28 protein-coding genes and 1 pseudogene are annotated in these 17,199 nt (G+C 69.4%); 9 read left to right on the top strand and 20 right to left on the bottom strand.

Annotated features, from left to right (window positions below; translation table 11 throughout):
- Both ABD056_RS18270 and ABD056_RS18265 read left to right on the top strand, forming a co-directional pair.
- Positions 1–249: hypothetical protein (locus ABD056_RS18270; protein ID WP_343869010.1), on the top strand; the 249-nt coding region annotated here is incomplete at its 5' end.
- 4 nt (positions 250–253) lie between these two features.
- A complete protein-coding gene (locus tag ABD056_RS18265) occupies positions 254–1,207 on the top strand; it encodes a portal protein (RefSeq protein WP_343869009.1) in 954 nt (317 codons plus the stop codon).
- 75 nt (positions 1,208–1,282) lie between these two features.
- Here ABD056_RS18265 and ABD056_RS18260 read toward each other — a convergent pair whose 3' ends face one another.
- The 20 genes from ABD056_RS18260 to ABD056_RS18165 form a co-directional block, all read right to left on the bottom strand.
- Positions 1,283–1,651: a hypothetical protein gene (locus ABD056_RS18260; protein WP_343869007.1), complete on the bottom strand. Its 369-nt coding sequence runs from the start codon at positions 1,649–1,651 to the stop codon at positions 1,283–1,285.
- 143 nt (positions 1,652–1,794) lie between these two features.
- Complete coding sequence (locus ABD056_RS18255; protein WP_343869005.1) at positions 1,795–2,400, bottom strand: hypothetical protein; 606 nt, start codon at positions 2,398–2,400, stop codon at positions 1,795–1,797.
- Positions 2,401–2,530: 130 nt separating this feature from the next.
- Positions 2,531–2,890, bottom strand: a complete 360-nt coding sequence (locus ABD056_RS18250; protein ID WP_343869003.1) for a hypothetical protein — start codon at positions 2,888–2,890, stop codon at positions 2,531–2,533.
- Positions 2,887–3,228, bottom strand: a complete 342-nt coding sequence (locus ABD056_RS18245) for a hypothetical protein (RefSeq protein ID WP_343869002.1) — start codon at positions 3,226–3,228, stop codon at positions 2,887–2,889. The genes ABD056_RS18250 and ABD056_RS18245 overlap by 4 nt, the downstream gene beginning before the upstream one ends.
- Positions 3,221–3,859, bottom strand: coding sequence for a hypothetical protein (locus ABD056_RS18240; protein ID WP_343869000.1), 639 nt, complete (start codon positions 3,857–3,859; stop codon positions 3,221–3,223). The genes ABD056_RS18245 and ABD056_RS18240 overlap by 8 nt, the downstream gene beginning before the upstream one ends.
- Positions 3,856–5,025, bottom strand: coding sequence for a phage tail length tape measure family protein (locus ABD056_RS18235; protein ID WP_343868998.1), 1,170 nt, complete (start codon positions 5,023–5,025; stop codon positions 3,856–3,858). Before ABD056_RS18235 ends, ABD056_RS18240 begins: the two co-directional genes overlap by 4 nt.
- On the bottom strand, positions 5,015–5,299 hold the full coding sequence (locus ABD056_RS18230; RefSeq protein ID WP_343868995.1) for a hypothetical protein: 285 nt from the start codon (positions 5,297–5,299) through the stop codon (positions 5,015–5,017). Before ABD056_RS18230 ends, ABD056_RS18235 begins: the two co-directional genes overlap by 11 nt.
- A 3-nt stretch (positions 5,300–5,302) precedes the next feature.
- Positions 5,303–5,806, bottom strand: coding sequence for a hypothetical protein (locus ABD056_RS18225; RefSeq protein WP_343868994.1), 504 nt, complete (start codon positions 5,804–5,806; stop codon positions 5,303–5,305).
- An 8-nt stretch (positions 5,807–5,814) separates the two neighbouring features.
- Positions 5,815–6,174 carry a hypothetical protein gene (locus tag ABD056_RS18220; protein WP_343868992.1) on the bottom strand — a complete coding sequence of 120 codons (360 nt, stop codon included), beginning with the start codon at positions 6,172–6,174 and terminating at the stop codon, positions 5,815–5,817.
- Positions 6,171–6,371 carry a hypothetical protein gene (locus ABD056_RS18215; RefSeq protein WP_343868990.1) on the bottom strand — a complete coding sequence of 67 codons (201 nt, stop codon included), beginning with the start codon at positions 6,369–6,371 and terminating at the stop codon, positions 6,171–6,173. The genes ABD056_RS18220 and ABD056_RS18215 overlap by 4 nt, the downstream gene beginning before the upstream one ends.
- Positions 6,372–6,373: 2 nt before the next feature.
- Positions 6,374–6,883, bottom strand: a complete 510-nt coding sequence (locus tag ABD056_RS18210) for a hypothetical protein (RefSeq protein WP_343868988.1) — start codon at positions 6,881–6,883, stop codon at positions 6,374–6,376.
- The gene (locus tag ABD056_RS18205) at positions 6,880–7,302 is read right to left on the bottom strand and encodes a hypothetical protein (RefSeq protein ID WP_343868986.1); all 423 of its coding nucleotides are present in this window, start codon (positions 7,300–7,302) and stop codon (positions 6,880–6,882) included. The genes ABD056_RS18210 and ABD056_RS18205 overlap by 4 nt, the downstream gene beginning before the upstream one ends.
- A 101-nt stretch (positions 7,303–7,403) precedes the next feature.
- Positions 7,404–7,841 carry a hypothetical protein gene (locus tag ABD056_RS18200; RefSeq protein ID WP_343868984.1) on the bottom strand — a complete coding sequence of 146 codons (438 nt, stop codon included), beginning with the start codon at positions 7,839–7,841 and terminating at the stop codon, positions 7,404–7,406.
- Positions 7,838–8,833 (bottom strand): hypothetical protein, encoded by a 996-nt coding sequence (locus ABD056_RS18195; RefSeq protein ID WP_343868982.1) that lies wholly within the window; start codon positions 8,831–8,833, stop codon positions 7,838–7,840. The genes ABD056_RS18200 and ABD056_RS18195 overlap by 4 nt, the downstream gene beginning before the upstream one ends.
- A 189-nt stretch (positions 8,834–9,022) precedes the next feature.
- The gene (locus ABD056_RS18190) at positions 9,023–9,475 is read right to left on the bottom strand and encodes a hypothetical protein (RefSeq protein WP_343868980.1); all 453 of its coding nucleotides are present in this window, start codon (positions 9,473–9,475) and stop codon (positions 9,023–9,025) included.
- Positions 9,472–9,825, bottom strand: a complete 354-nt coding sequence (locus tag ABD056_RS18185; protein WP_343868978.1) for a hypothetical protein — start codon at positions 9,823–9,825, stop codon at positions 9,472–9,474. The genes ABD056_RS18190 and ABD056_RS18185 overlap by 4 nt, the downstream gene beginning before the upstream one ends.
- Positions 9,822–10,568 carry a hypothetical protein gene (locus tag ABD056_RS18180; protein WP_343868977.1) on the bottom strand — a complete coding sequence of 249 codons (747 nt, stop codon included), beginning with the start codon at positions 10,566–10,568 and terminating at the stop codon, positions 9,822–9,824. Before ABD056_RS18180 ends, ABD056_RS18185 begins: the two co-directional genes overlap by 4 nt.
- 56 nt (positions 10,569–10,624) lie before the next feature.
- Complete coding sequence (locus ABD056_RS18175; RefSeq protein ID WP_343868975.1) at positions 10,625–10,864, bottom strand: hypothetical protein; 240 nt, start codon at positions 10,862–10,864, stop codon at positions 10,625–10,627.
- 11 nt (positions 10,865–10,875) lie between these two features.
- Positions 10,876–11,094, bottom strand: a complete 219-nt coding sequence (locus tag ABD056_RS18170) for a hypothetical protein (RefSeq protein ID WP_343868974.1) — start codon at positions 11,092–11,094, stop codon at positions 10,876–10,878.
- 49 nt (positions 11,095–11,143) lie between these two features.
- Complete coding sequence (locus ABD056_RS18165; RefSeq protein WP_343868972.1) at positions 11,144–11,836, bottom strand: hypothetical protein; 693 nt, start codon at positions 11,834–11,836, stop codon at positions 11,144–11,146.
- 124 nt (positions 11,837–11,960) lie between these two features.
- Here ABD056_RS18165 and ABD056_RS18160 point away from each other — a divergent pair, with 124 nt between their 5' ends.
- The 7 genes and pseudogenes from ABD056_RS18160 (at position 11,961) to ABD056_RS18130 (ending at position 17,191) form a co-directional block, all read left to right on the top strand.
- Positions 11,961–13,076, top strand: coding sequence for a site-specific integrase (locus ABD056_RS18160; protein WP_343868971.1), 1,116 nt, complete (start codon positions 11,961–11,963; stop codon positions 13,074–13,076).
- 92 nt (positions 13,077–13,168) lie between these two features.
- A pseudogene (locus ABD056_RS18155) lies at positions 13,169–13,864 on the top strand (portal protein); the annotation flags it as partial.
- Entirely contained in the window at positions 13,861–14,139 is a 279-nt protein-coding gene (locus ABD056_RS18150; protein WP_343868970.1) for a Bbp19 family protein, read from the top strand. The pseudogene ABD056_RS18155 and the gene ABD056_RS18150, both read left to right, overlap by 4 nt.
- A 42-nt stretch (positions 14,140–14,181) precedes the next feature.
- On the top strand, positions 14,182–14,871 hold the full coding sequence (locus ABD056_RS18145) for a capsid assembly protein (protein WP_343868968.1): 690 nt from the start codon (positions 14,182–14,184) through the stop codon (positions 14,869–14,871).
- 169 nt (positions 14,872–15,040) lie between these two features.
- Positions 15,041–15,859: a phage capsid protein gene (locus tag ABD056_RS18140; protein WP_343868967.1), complete on the top strand. Its 819-nt coding sequence runs from the start codon at positions 15,041–15,043 to the stop codon at positions 15,857–15,859.
- Positions 15,860–15,919: 60 nt separating this feature from the next.
- Complete coding sequence (locus ABD056_RS18135; protein WP_343868965.1) at positions 15,920–16,162, top strand: hypothetical protein; 243 nt, start codon at positions 15,920–15,922, stop codon at positions 16,160–16,162.
- A 99-nt stretch (positions 16,163–16,261) separates the two neighbouring features.
- Complete coding sequence (locus ABD056_RS18130; protein ID WP_343868964.1) at positions 16,262–17,191, top strand: hypothetical protein; 930 nt, start codon at positions 16,262–16,264, stop codon at positions 17,189–17,191.
- The last annotated feature ends 8 nt before the right edge of the window (positions 17,192–17,199 follow it).

Genomic DNA, 17,199 nt, shown 5'->3' with positions numbered 1-17,199 from the left:
GGGGCTGCCGCCGCGCCGGCCGCCACCGCCCCGCGCCCCGCCTCGCCGTCGGGCACGGTCTCGGCCGGCGGCGGTTCCGGCAGCGTCACCGCCCCGCGCACCACCGCCGAGACCGAGGCCGCCCGCCGCCGCCGCGAGCAGCTGGAACGGCTGGAACGCGGCCACGCCGGCACGCTCGCCACCTCGCTGCGCGGGGTGCTGACGCCGTTGGCCGGTGTCAGCACCCGCAAGACCCTGTTGGGAGAATGATCCCATGCCGCTCGACACCGAGTCGCTGCTGCGCCGCTACCGCGCCGCCCGCTCCCGCCGCTCGGCGTGGGAAGGCCACTGGCGGGAGTGCTATGAATTCACCCTGCCCACCCGCGACGGCGGCAGCGGCGCCGAAGGGGCGCGGCGGGTCGACCGCCTGTTCGACGGCACCGCCGCCGACGCCGTCGACCAGCTGGCCGCCAGCCTGCTGGCCGAACTGACGCCGCCGTGGGCGCGCTGGTTCGGCCTGGCGGCCGGGGTGGAGCTGGACGGCGAGGAACGCGCCGCCGTGGCGCCGCTGCTCGACCGCACCGCCGACATCGTGCGCGGCCACTTCGACCGCTCCAACTTCGCCATCGAGATGCATCAGGCTTACCTTGACCTGGTCATCGCCGGCACCGCCAGCCTGCTGTTCGAGGAAGCGCCGCCGGGCACCGCCTCGGCCTTCCGCTTCACCGCCGTGCCGCTGTCGGAACTGGTGGTGGAGGAAGGGGCGTCGGGGCGGCTGGACGTCACCTTCCGCCGCTCGGAAGCCTCCCTCGCCACCCTGCGCGACCGCTTCCCCGCCGCCGACCTGCCCGAAAGCCTGCGCCGCCGCGCCGAAGCCGATGGCGAGGCGCGTTTTCCGGTGCTGGAGGCGGTGCTGCCCGAACCGCACGGTGCCGGCTTCGCCTATACCGCCCTGCTCGACCCCGAGGGGGCGGGCGGCGAGGCGGTGGTGCTGGCGCAGGGCACCTTCGCCCGCTCGCCCTTCATCACCTTCCGCTGGCTGAAGGCGCCGGGCGAGGCCTATGGCCGCAGCCCGGTCATGAAGACGCTGCCCGACATCAAGACCGCCAATCATGAGGTTGAAGGGCCTGAGAAGACCCTTAATCGAGCGCTAAAGCATTGGCGGATATGGCTTTTCTGGCTCTGTCTCGCTGGGCTGCATGTTGCAATCGCCTCGCTGCTGAAATGACGGTTTTCCAAGGGTTTCGGCCTGTTCCGATTTGCTCGGTGCAACACGCCATGCAACACGCCGTTGCCCGCCTGTTCACGGGGCGGCGGGCGCCCGGAACCGCCCGAGGCCCAGCTCGGCGAGGCGCTTGTCGGTCGCGGCCACGTCCACCTTGTCGCCGTCCATCACCAGCAGTCCCCGGGCCTGCCACTTCTGCACGGCCACCTTGGACACGCCGTGCAACTCGGCGAAGCGGGCCTTCACCAGGCGCTCGCTGTCCGCCGCCGGCGCAGTCGCCATCTTCAGCACGGCCCGCAGCGCATCGGCCGGCGCCTCACCGCCTCGCAGCCGGCCCGCCAGATCCTTCAGCAGGGGATGGGCCGCCACTGGCGCCAGCAGGTTGATTTGGCGCACCCCCTCCGCTTCCTGCCGCTCACGCCAACGGGTCTGCCGGTCCTCGCTCATGGTCACCTCGTGCCTCTTAGGGTGCGTCTCTAGAGACATTAACACCGTCTCTAGAGACGGGTCCAGGACAGTCGCTCGGGTGGCCGCCGCCGAGGGCGCGCCGACAGAGGGTCTTCCGGACCCTCAGTGCCAGGTGACGGCGCTCATTCCGGGGAGAAGTCCGCTTCCGGTGCGCCCAGATCGGTGAGCAGCTGGTGGACGTGCTCGCTCAGGAGGGTCGCGACCCGGTCGGCGTCGACGCCGAGGTCGGCCGCCAGCATGGGCGCCACCTTCGCCGGGAAGTTCATGACATGGTCCCGCGCGGCCCGGTGCGTCTCGAAGAAGAGTTGTTCGGCGACGTCCATCTCGATCAGGGCGCCGGCCTGCTTCCGGACGGCCAGCAGGTTCTTCACGGCCAGGGCGTTGGCCTTCACCTTCTCCGCCTCGGCGAAGGATGCGAAGTCGCCCGCCAGCACGCGGCGGATGAAGGCGTCCGCGTCGCGCTCGATCTGTTCCAGCCCAGGCCCATCGGCGGCCGGCGGCAGACTGTTACCGGCGCCCGCCGTGTTACCGCCGGTAACAGGGGAGGTAACGCCTTCCGCCGCCACCTTGTACCGCCCGAGGCGTCGGGCCGCGAGCGTCGCCTCAGACGCCTCGACGTCCACCTTCCCGCCCGCGAGCGTAAGGTATCCCGCCTCTTTCCACTGCGTGACCGTCTTCCGGGACACGCCATGGCGACGGGAGAAATCGGCTTGGCTCATGAGCGCCATCGGGCAGCCCCTCGAATGGTGTTACCTGGTTTCCGGACCCCATAGCTGGGGTGATGGTGCGACTGGATGTGGCTGCCCCCGACCGCCACCCCCCTCAGGGTCCCCGGCCGCCTGGGGGCTGCCGCCGGCCTCACCTGCGCCGCCGCCGCATGAAGGCGTGCGCGCTCTCGGTGGCTGCGTCCGCTGCCGCGCCCATGATCTCTCCCACGCGCCGGACCGCCGCGGCGAGAGCGTCATAGTGTGGGTCCATGTCGGGGTCGCCTGCCATCCGCCGGGCCACCATCGCGTCTGTCTTCTGGAAGGCGTCGGCGAGGGCGTTGCTCAGCAGGGCGCGCCAGGCTTCCGCCTGCCCCTCGTACTCCGGTGAGAGGGTCGCCAGCTTGTCCAGCATGGCGTTGGTCTGCATCGTGCTGTCCATGAGGGTGGCCTTGGCCCGCTCGGTCCAGGCCGGCAGCGCGGGAAGGGGAACGAGGTCGGGTCTCTCGATCATTCGGCACCTGCCACGATGTCGGAAAGGAGGTCGGCGAAGAGGTCATCCTCGCCGTCGGTCGCGCCGCATTCGATGAACCGTAGGCACTTCTGCCTGTTGCCCTCAAGCCGCCGCTCCAGCGCGAGGAAGCTGCGGTGGGTACGGTCCAGAAGGCACTGGAGGCGCCGACGCTCGGTACGGTTCAGGCGGGCCATGCGCGCACCCACCTTCGCCTCCTGGTCAGCCCATGCTGCACGGGCTGCCGCGAGCCGGTCCTCGGTCTCCTTCAGCCGGGCACGGTAGTAGCGTTGCCTCTCCTCGGCTCCGGAATCCAGGCCGTCGAGGTCGACCTCACGCAACGGCCGCCTCCTTCTGCCGCTGGCGCCAGTACCGCTCGATGCGCCGGTCGGTCATGGCCTTGTCCGGGTAGTCCCCGAGGGAGACGGTCGAGATCCCGGCGGCGGTGAGGGTGGTGTGCTCCATCGTCCCGCCGACGGCCATATTGAGGCCCTTCGCGTGGCTCACCCGCTGCTGCGCCAGCGTGACCTTGCGGAGCTGGTCGAGGGTGAGCGTGTTGGGCTTGGCGACGGCGCCGGGCGAGGGGGCGAGGTACACGCCCGCCTTGAAGCGGTACTGCGTCACCTCGGTTCCCCGGACCATGAAGCGGAAGACATGCGGGCCGTCCCTCCAGAAGAACAGCGTCACCTCTCCGCCGGCGCCGTCCACCGGGTCGACCATGCCGGCCGCCGCGAAGCACTCGACCGCGAGGCCGATCAGGTGCTCGGCGTTGACGGTGTCGGTCAGCTGGTCAACCACTCCTTCGACGGCGTTGCTGAAGCCGACCTTGCCCCGCACCGTCACGCCGAGGGGGAGGGTCGGGTGCGCATGGACCTTGCGGCCGTAGGCGACGGGTTGGTTTCGGTGGTAGGTGACGGTATCGGTGACGATGTCGACGCGGTCGGCAGCGACCACCATGTTGCACACGCTCATTCCATGGCCTCCTTGAAGATCGCCTGAACCTCCGGATCGTCAGTGACGTCCGAGGGGAATTCGACCATGGCCTCCGCCATGTCCGAGATCTCGTCGGGCTTGAAGAGGTCGTCGAAGAGGGCCGTTCCCTTCGCCGGGTTCATGAGGGCGTCGATCCGCTTCTGCAGGTCCGCGATGCGCATCTCCGCATCCAGGATGTCCTGCATCGTCTGCCGCGTCGGGTCGCGCATCAGGTTCTGCTGCTGCCCTTCCGGCAGGAACTGGTTGCGCTCCCGCGCCTCGGCGGCCATCTGCCGCTGAAGCTCCAGGGCCTGCATCTTCTTCGCCAGGGCGTCGGTCTCGGTGGCGAGGGCCGCCTTCAGAGTCTCGGCTGCCTCCTTCGCCTTCTCCTGCGCCAACTGGCGCGAGAGCTGCGTCGAGGTGAACATCGCTTCGTTGGAGGTGGCGATGGCCGACTCGTAGGCCTCCAGTGCGTCCTTGGCCTTCTTCGTGGCGTCGGCGCTGCCGTCGGCCGCGTCGCCCGCGTTCATCAGGGTGGAGGCGAGCAACCCACCGACGGTGACGACGGTCCCGATGGCGGCGCCCCACGGTCCCATCATGCTGATGAACTGGCCGCCCTGGATTGCCAGGGCCTGCATGGCGTTGCCGCCCATCGAGATCTGCGTCACGAGGTCGGAGATCTGGTAACCGGCCTGCTGCATCACCCCGCCCATGTTGCCCATGCGGGAGGTAAGGCGCCCGACCATCGTCTCGTTGCGGACGATGGCGCCGGCGTTGTCGTTCACGGCCGCGCCGAGGCCCATGTACTGCTGCCGGGCCATGGCGAGGACACGGTTTGCCTCCTGCTGCGTCGCGACGCCATGGGCGACGGCCCGGTTCACGGCCTCCTGCGCCGCCTCGAATTGCTGGAGGGAGCGATAGGCGGGGTCGACGGAACGGTTGATCCGGTCCCACCCGCGGGCCGCCGACTCCAGTCCCCTTGCGCCGGCGCCGGTCGCCCGGGTCAGCCGGTCCCAGGGCTCGGCAGCCTTGCCGACGGCGTTCTCCAGGCGGTCCACCGAGTTGACGGTCTTGTCCAGGGCGGCAGAGACGCGCTCGGCGCCGGCCGCCGCCTGCCGGTCGTCAATGACGATCTCGTGGACGATGCGGTTCAGTTCAGTCGCCATTGGCCGAAGCCTCCTCGTAGTAGCGCACCGCGAGGTCGCGGACGGCGCGGTGGAGTTCCGGGCTCATCCGATAGAACGACACCAAGGCCGACATGTTCGGCTCCCGGACGCGGAAGGTGTTTTTGCGGCCGCGGTCGATGTAAAGGCGCAGGTGTCGCAGGTTGAGGCCCACGTCCGGGAGACTGATGTCGAAGACGGCGACGATCGCGGCCCTGGCACCCGGCCTCCGATCGTCGGAGCTGCTAAGGCGGAAGTTCCGCATTTCCACTCGCATGGCTCAGGCCTCCACCATGCCCAGCACGACGGCCGGGTCGGCGTCGCCGCGCCTGAGGATGTCGAGCCCAGCCGCTTCGGCCTCGGCGATGATCGCCTCTTCCCGGATCTCCAGCTGCAGCCGCTTCGCCCGGGCGGCCGCCAGGCGCTTCTGCCGCTCCGCCTCGGGGATGCCGGCGCCCAGCCGCTCCCGGATCACCCGGCCATAGGCTTCCTTCAGGGCGTCCCCGAAGAGCCAGGCCATCAGCGGGCCGAAGCGATAGTTGCCCTCGACGTTGATCTGGAACTGCGCCGACGTCGCCTCGGCGGCGGTGACGGCGTAGAGGTCGGGCCCGAACTTGCCGGCCAGGTCGTCGATGATGCGGGACAGTTTCGCCTCCGCCTCCTCGATGCTGGGGAGGGCCGACTCCAGGCCTTCGATGGTCTCGGTGAGGGTCCGGATCTGCGCCCGGACGTCCTCGATTTCGCTGGTCACCGCCTGCACGGCGTTGGCAATGCTCTTCACCATGGCGGGCCTCATCGGTAGATGGCGCTGGGGGGGACGCCGCACTTGCGGGTCAGGAACACTTCGGCGCGCTCCACGAGCTGCCGGGCTGCCTGCATGTCCTCGCCGGCCTGCTGCGTCCGGGCCGCCGCCCGCTTCACCTTGGCGTCGGCTTCGGCGACGATGGCCTCCTGCCGCTCGATGGCCTCGGCGAGGCCCACCCGCGCCGCGCCGCCGTGGTCGCGGATCAGCGTCAGGGCGCCCCGGGCGTCCACTAGTTGCTCCAAGGCCTCGCGGCGGTCCGCTTCGCACTGGTCCCACACGGCGCGGCGGGCCTTGGCGATGTCCTGCAGGCGATGCATCTTCGCCTTTGCATCGGGGGTGTACTTCATCGGGCGGCGCCCTCCTTCTTGCTCGGCGTGTGGGGGATCAGGCGGTCCACGATGGCGCGGGCCGCCGCCACCTCTTCGGGCTTGGTGACGGTCAGGCTCGGCGGGATCTGGAGGTCGGTCTGGCCGGGGAAGCGGCCCTGCTCCAGATCGGCCTGCATGGCCTGGGCGTTGCGGAAGGTGGAGAGGAGGCTCGGCATGGTCAGTCCCTCCACGCCAGGACGGCCCGCGGGTCGGCGTCGGGCCGGCGGGCGATTTCGATGCCGGCCTCTTCCGCCTCTTCGATCAGCCGCTCTTCCTGCTGCTCGAGGTCGAAGAGCTGGGCGTCGATCTTGGCGACCCGCTCCCGCCGGTCCTCGGCAGTCACGGCGCCGGGCTCGGCGGCTTCCTTCATCGCGCTCATGAAGCGGGCCTTCAGGGCGTCGCGGTGCAGCCACACCACCAGCTCGCTCGCGGTGTCGGTGGTGCCGTACCCGACGACGAAATCGGCGACCGTCGTCTCCGGGTTCAGCAGGGCCGTCGCCGACGGGGTGAACCGGGCGGCGATGCGGTCCAGGGCGTCGTCGAGCATGGCCTCGGCTTCCGCCAGGGAGCGCTGCCCGCCCATCACGGCCTCGCGGGTCTCCTTCAGCCGGGCGATCTCGCCGCGGATGCGGTCGACCTCGGAGGAGACGCCACCGACGGCGCGGGCGATCTTGTCCTTCAAGCTCATGCCCGGGCCTCCGTGTTGGTGATGTGGGCGGCGCCGCGGTGCTTGCCGACGAAGGCGTCGAGGTTGGTCACGAGCTGCGCCAGGGCGACCCGCTTCTCCGTGGCCTCGGCGCTGGCGGCGAGGGCGCGGTCGAAGGTGATGCGGGCCTTCTGCTCAGCCTGCTCGGCGGAGCGGATGGAGGCCTCGGAGCCCCTGTTGGCGGGCTCCTGCAGATCCTCCCGGTAGCGCTTGGCCTGCATCCAGGCGGCGCGTGCGGCGCGCTCGGCCTCGCGCAGGTGGTCGGCGGCGGCGGTCAGCCCCTCCATCTTCGCCCGCAGGCGTTCCAGCTTGTCGACGTCGTAGCGGGCCGGCGCCGGCGCGGCTGCCTGTCGCTGCGGGGGCCTGAAGTCGACGCCGTGGCGTCGGTCACGTACAGTCATGGGGTATGCCTCCTGTTGAAGCCGGAAGAAACCGGGCAAGAAAAATCCCATGCCGACATTCTCGGTCATGGGATGGGCAGAGGCATTGGAAATGCAGGCAATTACGGGATCTTGTGCAGGTCCTCGTCCAGGTCTTCATTGATCTGGCGTTCCTTCAGAGGGCGGGCGCCGATCCGGTTCAGGTTGTCGAAGATGCCTGCGAGGTGAGGGTCTTCGACTTCGCCCGCCTGCCATGCTCCCCATGCGGCCTCAAGAAGGCGCGCCGCGCGGGTGCGGGGCACCGTCGGGAAGCTGGATCGCCACGCCTCGCGCAGAAGCCGGCGGCGGTCGGCGAGGCGCTGGGCGGTCCAGGCGGTCAGGGCGCCGGGCCGGCCCGCTCGCAGGCCCAACACGGTCGCGAGGTCGGCGCCGTCGTCGGCCACGGCTCGGAGGGCCTCGGCGACGTGCCGAAGATCCGGGCGCGCCGACAGAACCTCGGCAGCCCGGCGCAGGTCGTCGAGCGAGGCCCGGCTCTTCCGGCGGAGGCCGTCGCCCGTCATGCCGCGTCATCTTGACGGAGGTGCGCGTCGAGGAAGGCGCGCAGGGCGACCGTCGGCCCCTGGCTGAGGTTCGGGTCGCGGCCGGCAAGCCAGTTGCTCAGGCGAGGCCGCGTGATGCCGATCTGGTCCGCGAGCCCTTGCTTGCCCCTCGGCGGATTGGTGGCGAGATACGCCTCGGTGCGCGCCCGCAGAACTTCCTGGGGCGAGGGCGCGGCCGGCCGGCTGCCCAACAGCTCCTCGATGTCGACCATGCCGGAGTCGTCGGCGTCGGGGCGCTTGCGGGGCTTCGGGGGTTCTACGGGCTCAGGCTGCCGCGCGGCCATGACGACGACGGGCTCGACAGGCTTCTCGGTGGTGGTGGTGGAAGTGGCGGCCGGGGCCTCGTCCTTTCCACCATCCCGCCAAGATATAATAGGGTGTTCACCTTCGTGCACCGAGGGCTCTTGCGCGGGCACCGCAGAAACCTTGGCCTCCGCTGCTGGCTCAGTGCACGAAGGTGAACCGATGGATGTCGAAAGGTGATCCGAGCCCGGTTCACCTTCGTGCACCTGAATTCTGTTTTTGAGCTTCGGGTCGCGGTATCGCTTCCACTCGTCCGACGGCCAGACATGATAGGCGTTCTCGCCCGGCGGCATGCGCAGGATCGGGTAGAAGGTCAGGGTGTAGCGGCTGAGGTGGTCCGTCACCTGGTTCCGCTTTCCGCCGCGCCTGACGCGGACAAGGCCACGCTGCTCCCCCTCGCGGATCGCCCCTGCCACCAAGCGCCGGCCGATCCCCCACTCGACAAGCTGGTCGTAGCTCACGATCAGGTGCCCGTTCATCTGGCCGGCGTGCGCCATGTGCTCCGCCATCAGCCGAGTGACGAGCCGCCAGCAGTTGACCGACATCCCGCGCCACGCATCCGACTCCAGAAGGTCGAGCGGCAGCGGGGCGAAGGCGCGACCCTCCAGATACTTGATGCTCTTGAGGTCGTACGCGACCTTCTTAGCCATCGCCACCCTCCATCAGCGTGCTCACCTTGACCTTGCCGCGGCCACGGCACGCCTTGCATTCGACCCACCACTCGTTGCGGCCAGTCGCGTTCATCGGTCCGTAGGTCCGGCCGGTGCCTTGGCACTTTGGGCACTTCACGTCGGTGAGAAGAGAGGGGGCGCTCGGCCCCCTCGTTGTCGTCTCCCTGCTCATCCGGCCTTCGCCTCCGGCATCGTCTGGTAGGTCCACGTCAGCTCGTCTGGCAGCTCGTGGCGCTGGCGCATGAGGCGCGACACCTCGCCGTAGGTCCGCGCCCACAGGATGTCGGCGCAGATGGGCTTGTCGTTGATGTCGCTCACCCACACTTTCCACCACCGGCCCGGCATGTCGCCGTAGTCGGCATCCGTCGGCGGCGGCAGGTTGACCCGCGGCGCCCGCGGTGGGGCGTCTTCGTCGTCGTCGCCGAAGGCCTCCCACGTGAGGTCGCCCATCAGGTCGGTGAGGCGCTGGTCCATCTCGTCGGTGATGCCCAGCGCCTTCTGCAGGCGCCACCACAGGATGTCGCTCCACTCGTCGGACTCGTCCAACTCCAGCTGCTGCATGCGGTTGACAATCTGGCGGCAGATCATGCGCGCCTCGGCGGTCATGGCGAGCGTGCTCATCGACGCGCCCTCCCGTGCTCCGCGACCCGCGCCGGCAACTGTTCCAGAACAGCCGGCAGCATGGGCGCCGCGGTCGCGTTCCACTTCGCGGCTGCCGTCAGGCTCTCCGCCGGGTCGGCGCCGGCGGCGGCGCAGCTGTCGAGGAAGTTGCGCCAGGCGTCGGCGAGGGCCTTCACTGGGTCGACGGTCTGGAACAACGGCCGGCCCGAGGCGGTGCGGTCGCACGAGGACTGCAGCAGGTAGGCCCGGCGGAGGACGGCCTCGGCGTCGCTTGCGGTGACCAGGTGCAGCGCTCGGGCGACGATGTCGTCGTGCGGGCGGGTCATGGGGATGGTGGTGGTCGAGATCATGCCTTCACCTCTCGGTAGGCGATGCAGCGGGCCGGCGAGGAGAAGCGGAAGCCGGTGGCCGCCTCCATGGCCGAGACGGCGGTCATCACCTGCTCGTCGCCCCAGTCACCTTCAGGGTCGAGGGTGCCGCCGCGGGTGGCGATGATGACGTCGATCAGCGCGGCGTAGCCGGCCGGCGTCCGGGGCGCGATCTTCACCATCTCTTCGACCAGTGCGCCGGCTTCGCAGCCGAGGTCTTCGCGCCGCTCCAGCAACTCTTCGAAGCCCACGGCGTCCTTCCACTCCTGCCGGCGCCGGAGCTTGTCAGCCAGGGCCGGGCGGGCCTCAATCAGCCGCTCCATGTCCTTCGCGAGCATGCGGGCCATCATCTTCCCATCCATGCCCGGATCCTCCAGTCGGGTCAGACGGGCCACCTCCAGCCGCTCGCCCTCAATGGCCGCGTCGATCTCTTCCAGGCGGCAGTAGACGATGCCGTTCACCCTCACCGAGGGGAAGTCCTCGACGTCGGCCGGCTTCTCCCGGTTGACGCGCCGCGCCTCCATCTCGGCGGCGAAGACGGCCTCCTCCAGTGCCTTCCAATCCTCGTAGAGCGTCAGGAGGACGGCGTCGTCCGCCGGCGCCGCCAGGGCAGGGGCGGCGGTCGCACCGGCCAAAGCAACGGCGGGCAGGCCGCGGAGGATGCCCCTTCGCGAGAGGGCGGTGGGTGTGGTAGTATTCGAGCTAGACATGTCCCGTTTCTCCATTTCGGGGTTGTCAATCAGGCCGGCGCGGGGAGCTGCAACCTTCCCCGCCGGCCGCTTCATTTCTGCGGAAACTGGTAGATCGTGGCCGCCTTGCCGTCGGTGAGGTCGGGCGGGTTGCTGTCGTGCTGCTGGAAGACCTCGCCGAGGCCCGGGAAGCTGACTGCGAGCAAGGCCCGCATGTCGTCGATGTCGCTGTGCGGCACCTGCTTCTCCGGGAGCGTCTCGGCGTGCCGGATCGCCATGTAGAGCGCCCGGGCCATGATCCAGCCGTCGCGGCCGGTGACGTTGCGGTGCATGGGCATCCCCTTCACGCATCGGTGCCGGTCCGCGGCAGGCCCGCCGCTTCGCTCTCACGCTGCTCTATGAAGCGCAGGAGCGTGCTCTTGCGCGCGCACAGGACGCGGCCCATGCGGAACACCGGGATCTCGCCCTTGCTGGCGTAGTGGTAGACCTGCGAGCGCTTCTCGAAGCCCAGGAAGGCCTGGATGGCTTCGGCGCCGCGGAGGATGTCGTCGTTCAGGTTCATGGTCTTCCTCATTTGATTCAGATGCAGATGCTTATCCGGGAATTGACGCTCATGCGAGCGCCTTTCCCATTCTCAGGATGGTGTAGTGGGAAACCTTATGTAGCGATATCAGGTCACCTCTCCAGATATCGGCTCTCGGGAAATGGTAGTCAATTTTGCCCACTACTTGGCCAATCGAGTTCTTCCCCCTGCTCCAACTGCCGGCAATCAGCTCAAGGTTCGCGGCCAGGGGGCTTCGCTGGACAACCAAGTTCAAGCCAACAGTCCCGTAGGTCCCGCGGCCTTTCGAAATGAACCGCGCTAAGCTGCCGTCGGCGGCGCGCTCGATGAGACCGGTCAACAACCCGAGAATGCTATGTTGAGCGGCTAGAAAGTCGAGACACTTCGGCAGTGTAACGACCCTCTCTAAGTTGTCTGACATTATCAGCATAGGGACGGGGCGCATAATCATCTCGAAATCTTTGATGCTATCAAAGTATGCGTTGTCCCACCCGTTGAAAGTCCTCACCGTCTCTTGGAGATCATCCAGCGTGTGCTTCGTGTCCTTTGCGTAATGGGAAGCCATCATGGCCCCTAGCAGAGCGGCGCCGTCTGAAGCTCCCATCTCAGCCGCCGCCATCCCGCGGGCCGCCTGCTTGATGTAGCCGGCCTCCCGCGCGTACCGGGCGTATAAGCTCACGTTGTTGCTGGACCAGCCAGTTGCTTCGGCAGTTGCCTCCACCAGAGCCGAAAGCCGTGCCATTGGTGTCTCTCCCGGTTACATCACGATAATGCGCACCATCACGCCCCCTGTCAACGGCATTTGCAGCAAATGCAGATGGCAGCTATGATGACGGGAAGAGTGTAGCCCTTTGGAGTCAATTTCAATGGCCTCCATCAGAAAGCGCACCTGGCGAACCAAGGCAGGCGAGCCGCGGACGGCGTGGCTGGTTGACGTGCTCGACCGCCAGGGCAACCGCACCGCCAAGCAGTTCACCTCCCTGAAGGAGGCGAAGGCCTACCGGTCGAAGATCGAGACGGAGATCAACCGCGGCGTCTACCGAGTCGAGGCCGGCAAGATGACTGTCGCCGACGCCGTCGACCTCTGGCTGAAGCACAACGACAAGCGCGAGGGGGTGGACCTAGAACCGGGCACGGTGGCGGACTACCGGGTCAAGGCCGGGCACCTGACGCAACAGTCTGTTGCGCGTCTGAAGCTGGCCGACGTGACCACCGGCGTCGTCAACGACCTCTTTCTCGACATGCTGGAGAACGGCATGCCGATGCCGACGGCGAAGCGGGTGGTATCGACCCTGTCGGCCGTCTTCACCTACGCCATGCACAACAACTGGGCGGCGCTGAACCCGTGCGCGGGCAGGCGCACCCGCGTAGGCGCACGCGCGAGTGAGGCGGTCACCCCGCCCGACCACGAGACGGTCAAGCGCCTCCTGGATGCGGCCTACCAGACGAATCTGGGCTTCGGGCTCTACGTCCGCCTCGCGGTGATCAGCGGCCTCCGTGCTTCGGAGCAGCGCGGCCTGCGTTGGGGCGACCTCGACCTGAAAGCGGGGACGGTGACGGTGGGCACCAGGCTCGACCGCTACAACCACCGCGGCGACCCGAAGAGCCGGGCAGGGCACCGGACCATCCCTCTGTCGCCTCGGCTCGTCGCCGAGCTGCGCGAGCGCAAGCTCCGATGCGGTGGTCGGGAGGACATGCCCGTCTTCACGGCGCGGGGTGGCGCGCCCTTCAGGCACGAGAACCTCATGCGGTCCCGCTGGTATCCGGTGCGCAAGGCGGCCGGCTGCCCAGACGTCAACTGGCACGCCCTGCGCCACTACGCCATCAGCACGTGGATCGAGGCCGGCCTCACACCCAAGGCCGTGCAGGTGCGGGCCGGGCACAGCTCCATCCGCATCACCTTCGACCGCTACGGCCACCTGTTCCCGTCGACGGAGGCCGGCGCCGAGCTGGCCGGCATCGAGGCCCGGCTCGACGCCTGACGGACGCGCCATGCAACATGGCTGCAACATGCACCATCCAGGCACATCGTAAGCCCTTGGTCTTGCGCGCATATCGGCGTTCCGACAGCTAGACCGCCAACAAGGTGGTGGAGCTGATCCTCAAGAACGCCTCCATCGCCGTCACCGGCATCTGGCAGGCCGACGACGACGGGGTGCTGAACCCGGCCAACATCCGCCTCGTCCCCGGCGCCATCATCCCCAAGGCGGTCGGCTCGCAGGGGCTGACGCCGCTGGAGGCGCCGGGCAAGTTCGACGTCTCGCAACTGGTGCTGGAAGACCTGCGCGGCCGCATCCGCCACGCCCTGCTGGTGGATCGCCTGGGGCAGGTGGATGCACCGCGCATGACCGCCACCGAAGTGCTGGAACGGTCGGCGGAGATGGCGCGCATCCTCGGCGCCACCTACGGCCGGCTGCAGTCGGAACTGCTGACGCCGCTGGTGATGCGGGCGCTCGGCATCCTGCGGCGGCGCGGCGAGATCGTCGACGTGCGCGCCGACGGGCGGGTGGTGGACCTGGTCTACCAGTCGCCGCTGGCCCGCACCCAGGCCCAGGCCGATGCCCAGAACACCCTCACCTGGCTCACCTCCGTCGCCGGTCTCGGGCCGGCGGCGGCGGAGGCGGTGGATACGCTCGCCGCCGCCCGCTGGCTCGGCCGCGCCCTGGGCGTGCCGGCGGAGCTGATCCGCGAAACCCCGAACCCGAGCCCGAACCCGAACCCGACCCCGACCGGGGCCGTGCCCGCCCTGCCGGCGGAGGCTGCGCCATGAGCGGCAGCCTCGCCCTCCCCGCCGGCTGGGACGGCCTCGATCCGGGGGCCGGGGGCGGCGGTCCGCCGTCGTCTGCCGGGGAGCCGGCCGCCGCCCTGTTCGCCCGCGTCTTCCGCGGCGACGACGGGGCGCGCGCGCTGGCCCACCTGCGGGCGCTGACGCTGGACCGCGCCCTCGGCCCCGATGCCCCGCCCGACGCCCTGCGCCACCTGGAAGGCCAGCGCGCCCTCGTGCTCCACCTGCTGGCGCTGGTGGAGCGGGGGCGGGCCGGGTGAGCCGTCTGTCCGTCCTTCCTTCTCCTCAGGAGCCACATACCCATGACCCAGCTTGCGATCCCGCCGGAGTTCCTCGACCCGGCCACCGGCCAGGTGAACCTGGAGGCGCTGCTGCGCGCCTACCTGGAGCTTCAGGAAACCTCCCGCGGCATGGTGCGCCTGCCGGGGCCGGAGGCCGATGCCGACAGCGTCGCCACCTTCCGCCGCGCCCTCGGCGTGCCCGACACCCCCGACGCCTATCAGGTGACGCCGCCGCACGCCCTGTTCGGCGCCGACCCGCAGGTCAACGCCCGCCTGCACGCCGCCGGCTTCACGCCGCAGCAGGTGCAGCTGGTCTACGACCTTGCCGCCGAACGCATCCTGCCGGTGCTGGAAAGCATGGCCTCGGAACTGGACGGCGACCGCGAACTCGGCCGCCTGGTGGAACACTTCGGCGGCGACGAGCGCTGGGCCGAGGTCAGCCGCCAGCTGCTCGCCTGGGGCAAGGCCAACCTGCCGGCCGACGTGCTGGGGGCGCTGTCCTCCACCGCCGACGGCATCCTCGCCCTGTGGCGCATGATGCAGTCCGGCGAGCCCACCCTCGGCGGCCTCGATGCTGCCGCCGCCGGGCCGGGCGGGGAAGACGAGATCAAGGCGCTGATGCGCGACCCCAAGTACTGGCGCGACCGCGACCCGACGGTGATGCGCAAGGTCGCCGACGGCTTCAAGCGCCTCTACCCCGGCCCCGCGTAAGGCTCCGGGCCTGAGGGCGGGCTTTTTTTCAACCACCAAGACACCAAGGCACCAAGAGGCCGGACAGGCTCCGGCGCTTGGTGTCTTGGTGTCTTGGTGGTTCTCCCCTTCCGGGCCCCACCACGCGCCGATTGTTCACCTTTTATCCCATAGCCAGAGGATTTTTCGCATGTCCACCAAGATCGACCAGTCCTTCGTCAAGCATTTCCAGGCCGACGTGCATCTGGCCTTCCAGACCATGGGCTCCAAGCTGCGCAACACCGTGCGCACCAAGAACGACGTCCAGGGCTCGTCCACCGTGTTCCAGAAGGTCGGCAAGGGCACCGCGTCCACCAAGGCGCGGCACGGCAAGGTGCCGGTGATGAACCTCGACCACACGCCGGTCGAATGCCAGCTGTACGACTACTACGCCGGCGAATGGGTCGACCGGCTGGACGAGCTGAAGACCAACATCGACGAGCGTCAGGTGCTGGTGAAGGCCGGCGCCTATGCCCTCGGCCGCAAGACCGACGAGCTGATCATCAAGGAGCTGGACACCTCCACCAACTACGCCCTCGACGGCTCCACCGCCCTCACCAAGGACAAGGTGCTGAAGGCCTTCGAGATGCTGGGCGAGGCCGACGTGCCCGACGACGGCGAGCGCTATGCCGTGGTGGGGTGGAAGCAGTGGTCGGACCTGCTCGCCATCCCCGAGTTCTCCAACGCCGACTACATCGGCGAGGCCGACCTGCCGTGGCAGGGCACCCAGGCCAAGAAGTGGCTCGGCACCCTGTGGATGCCCCACTCCGGCCTGACCGCCGCCAGCGGCGTGCGCTATTGCTACTGGTATCACAAGACCGCCGTCGGCCACGCCATCGGGTCGGAGGTGATCACCGACATCTCGTGGCACGGCGACCGGGCGGCCCACTTCGTCAACAACATGATGTCCCAGGGCGCCAAGCTGATCGACCCGGCCGGCGTCATCGCCCTGCGCTGCCTGGAAACCTGATCCGCCGGGCCCGCCCCGCTTCCCCGCCTCTCTCGCGCATTTCTACGGAGATTTCCGACCATGGCCTTCCAGTCCAAGGATCTGTCGGTGCTGGCCTACGCCAACGGCTTCACGCTGTGGCACTACGCCAGCGCCGACACCGCCGCCACCATCGCCGCCGCCGGCTACTTCAACCGGGCGGCGGAGATGATCAATCCCGGCGACCTGATGATCGTCACCAGCGCCACCGGCACCGCGCCGACCACGGCGCTGGCCCGCGTCAGCGCCGTCGCCAACGGGGTGGTGAGCACGGCGGCGCTGTAACCGCGCCGGCCTCTCCGCCCACCTCCCCTCGCCGACCGTGCCCGACCCGGGGCCGTCCGCCATACCGGCGGCGGCCCCGGGTCCGTTCAGGACATCGCCATGCCGATCACCATCTTCCCCACCCTCAACCTGCTGGCCCGGCCCGGCCGCACGCCGCCGGTGGTGCGGTACGCCCGCACCGGCAGCGCCACCCGCATCGACGCCACCGGCGCCCTGGTGGCCGTGCCGGCCGACGTGGCCCGCCATGACTTCGAGCGCGCCGGCGGCGTCTATCGCGGCTGGCGGCTGGAAGGGCCGCGCACCAACCTGGTCCTCAACAGCCTCGCCCCGGCCGGGCAGACCCTCACCCTGGCGGCCGGCACCTATACCCTGTCGCTGGCCGGCGGCGGCAGCGTCGCCGCCACCGGCGTGCTCAGCGGCACGGCGACGGAGGCGGCGCCGCTGACCCAGACGGTGGCCGCCGGCACCACCACCCTCAGCCTGACCGGCGACGTGCGCGGCCTGCAGCTGGAAAGCGGCGCCTACGCCACCTCCATCATCCCCACCGGCGGCAGCCAGGTGACGCGGGCGGCGGAGGCGGCGCGGGTGGATGCCGCCGACTTCCCGCTGAAGGCCGACGAGGGCACGCTCTACGTCCAGTGCTCCACCGCCGGCCACGGCGGCCTGCAGACGGCGCTGGAACTGGGCGACGGCGGCGAGAACAACCGCATCGTGCTGCGCTTCGACAGCGCGCGGGCACCGCAGGCCGCGATCTTCGCCGGCGGCACCAGCCAGCTGGCGCTAACGGCGGCGCCGGTGGCGGCGCACCAGACGGTGCGCATGGCGCTGGCCTACCGCGCCGGCTCCGCCGCCTTCTGCGTCGACGGCGGGGCGGTGCTGACGGCAGCCCCCGGCACCATTCCCACCGCCGCGTCGCTGTGGCTGGGGTCGGAAGGGACGATCACCGACCCGCTCAACGGCCACATCATGCACGCCGCATACTTCCCCCGCCGCCTCGCCGACGCCGACCTGCAACTGCTGACGCGCTGACGCGCTGA

It is taken from the genome of Caenispirillum bisanense (assembly GCF_039523075.1).
Classification (GTDB): Bacteria; Pseudomonadota; Alphaproteobacteria; order Rhodospirillales; family Rhodospirillaceae; genus Caenispirillum; species Caenispirillum bisanense.
This window is presented reverse-complemented; position numbering and strand designations above follow the sequence as displayed.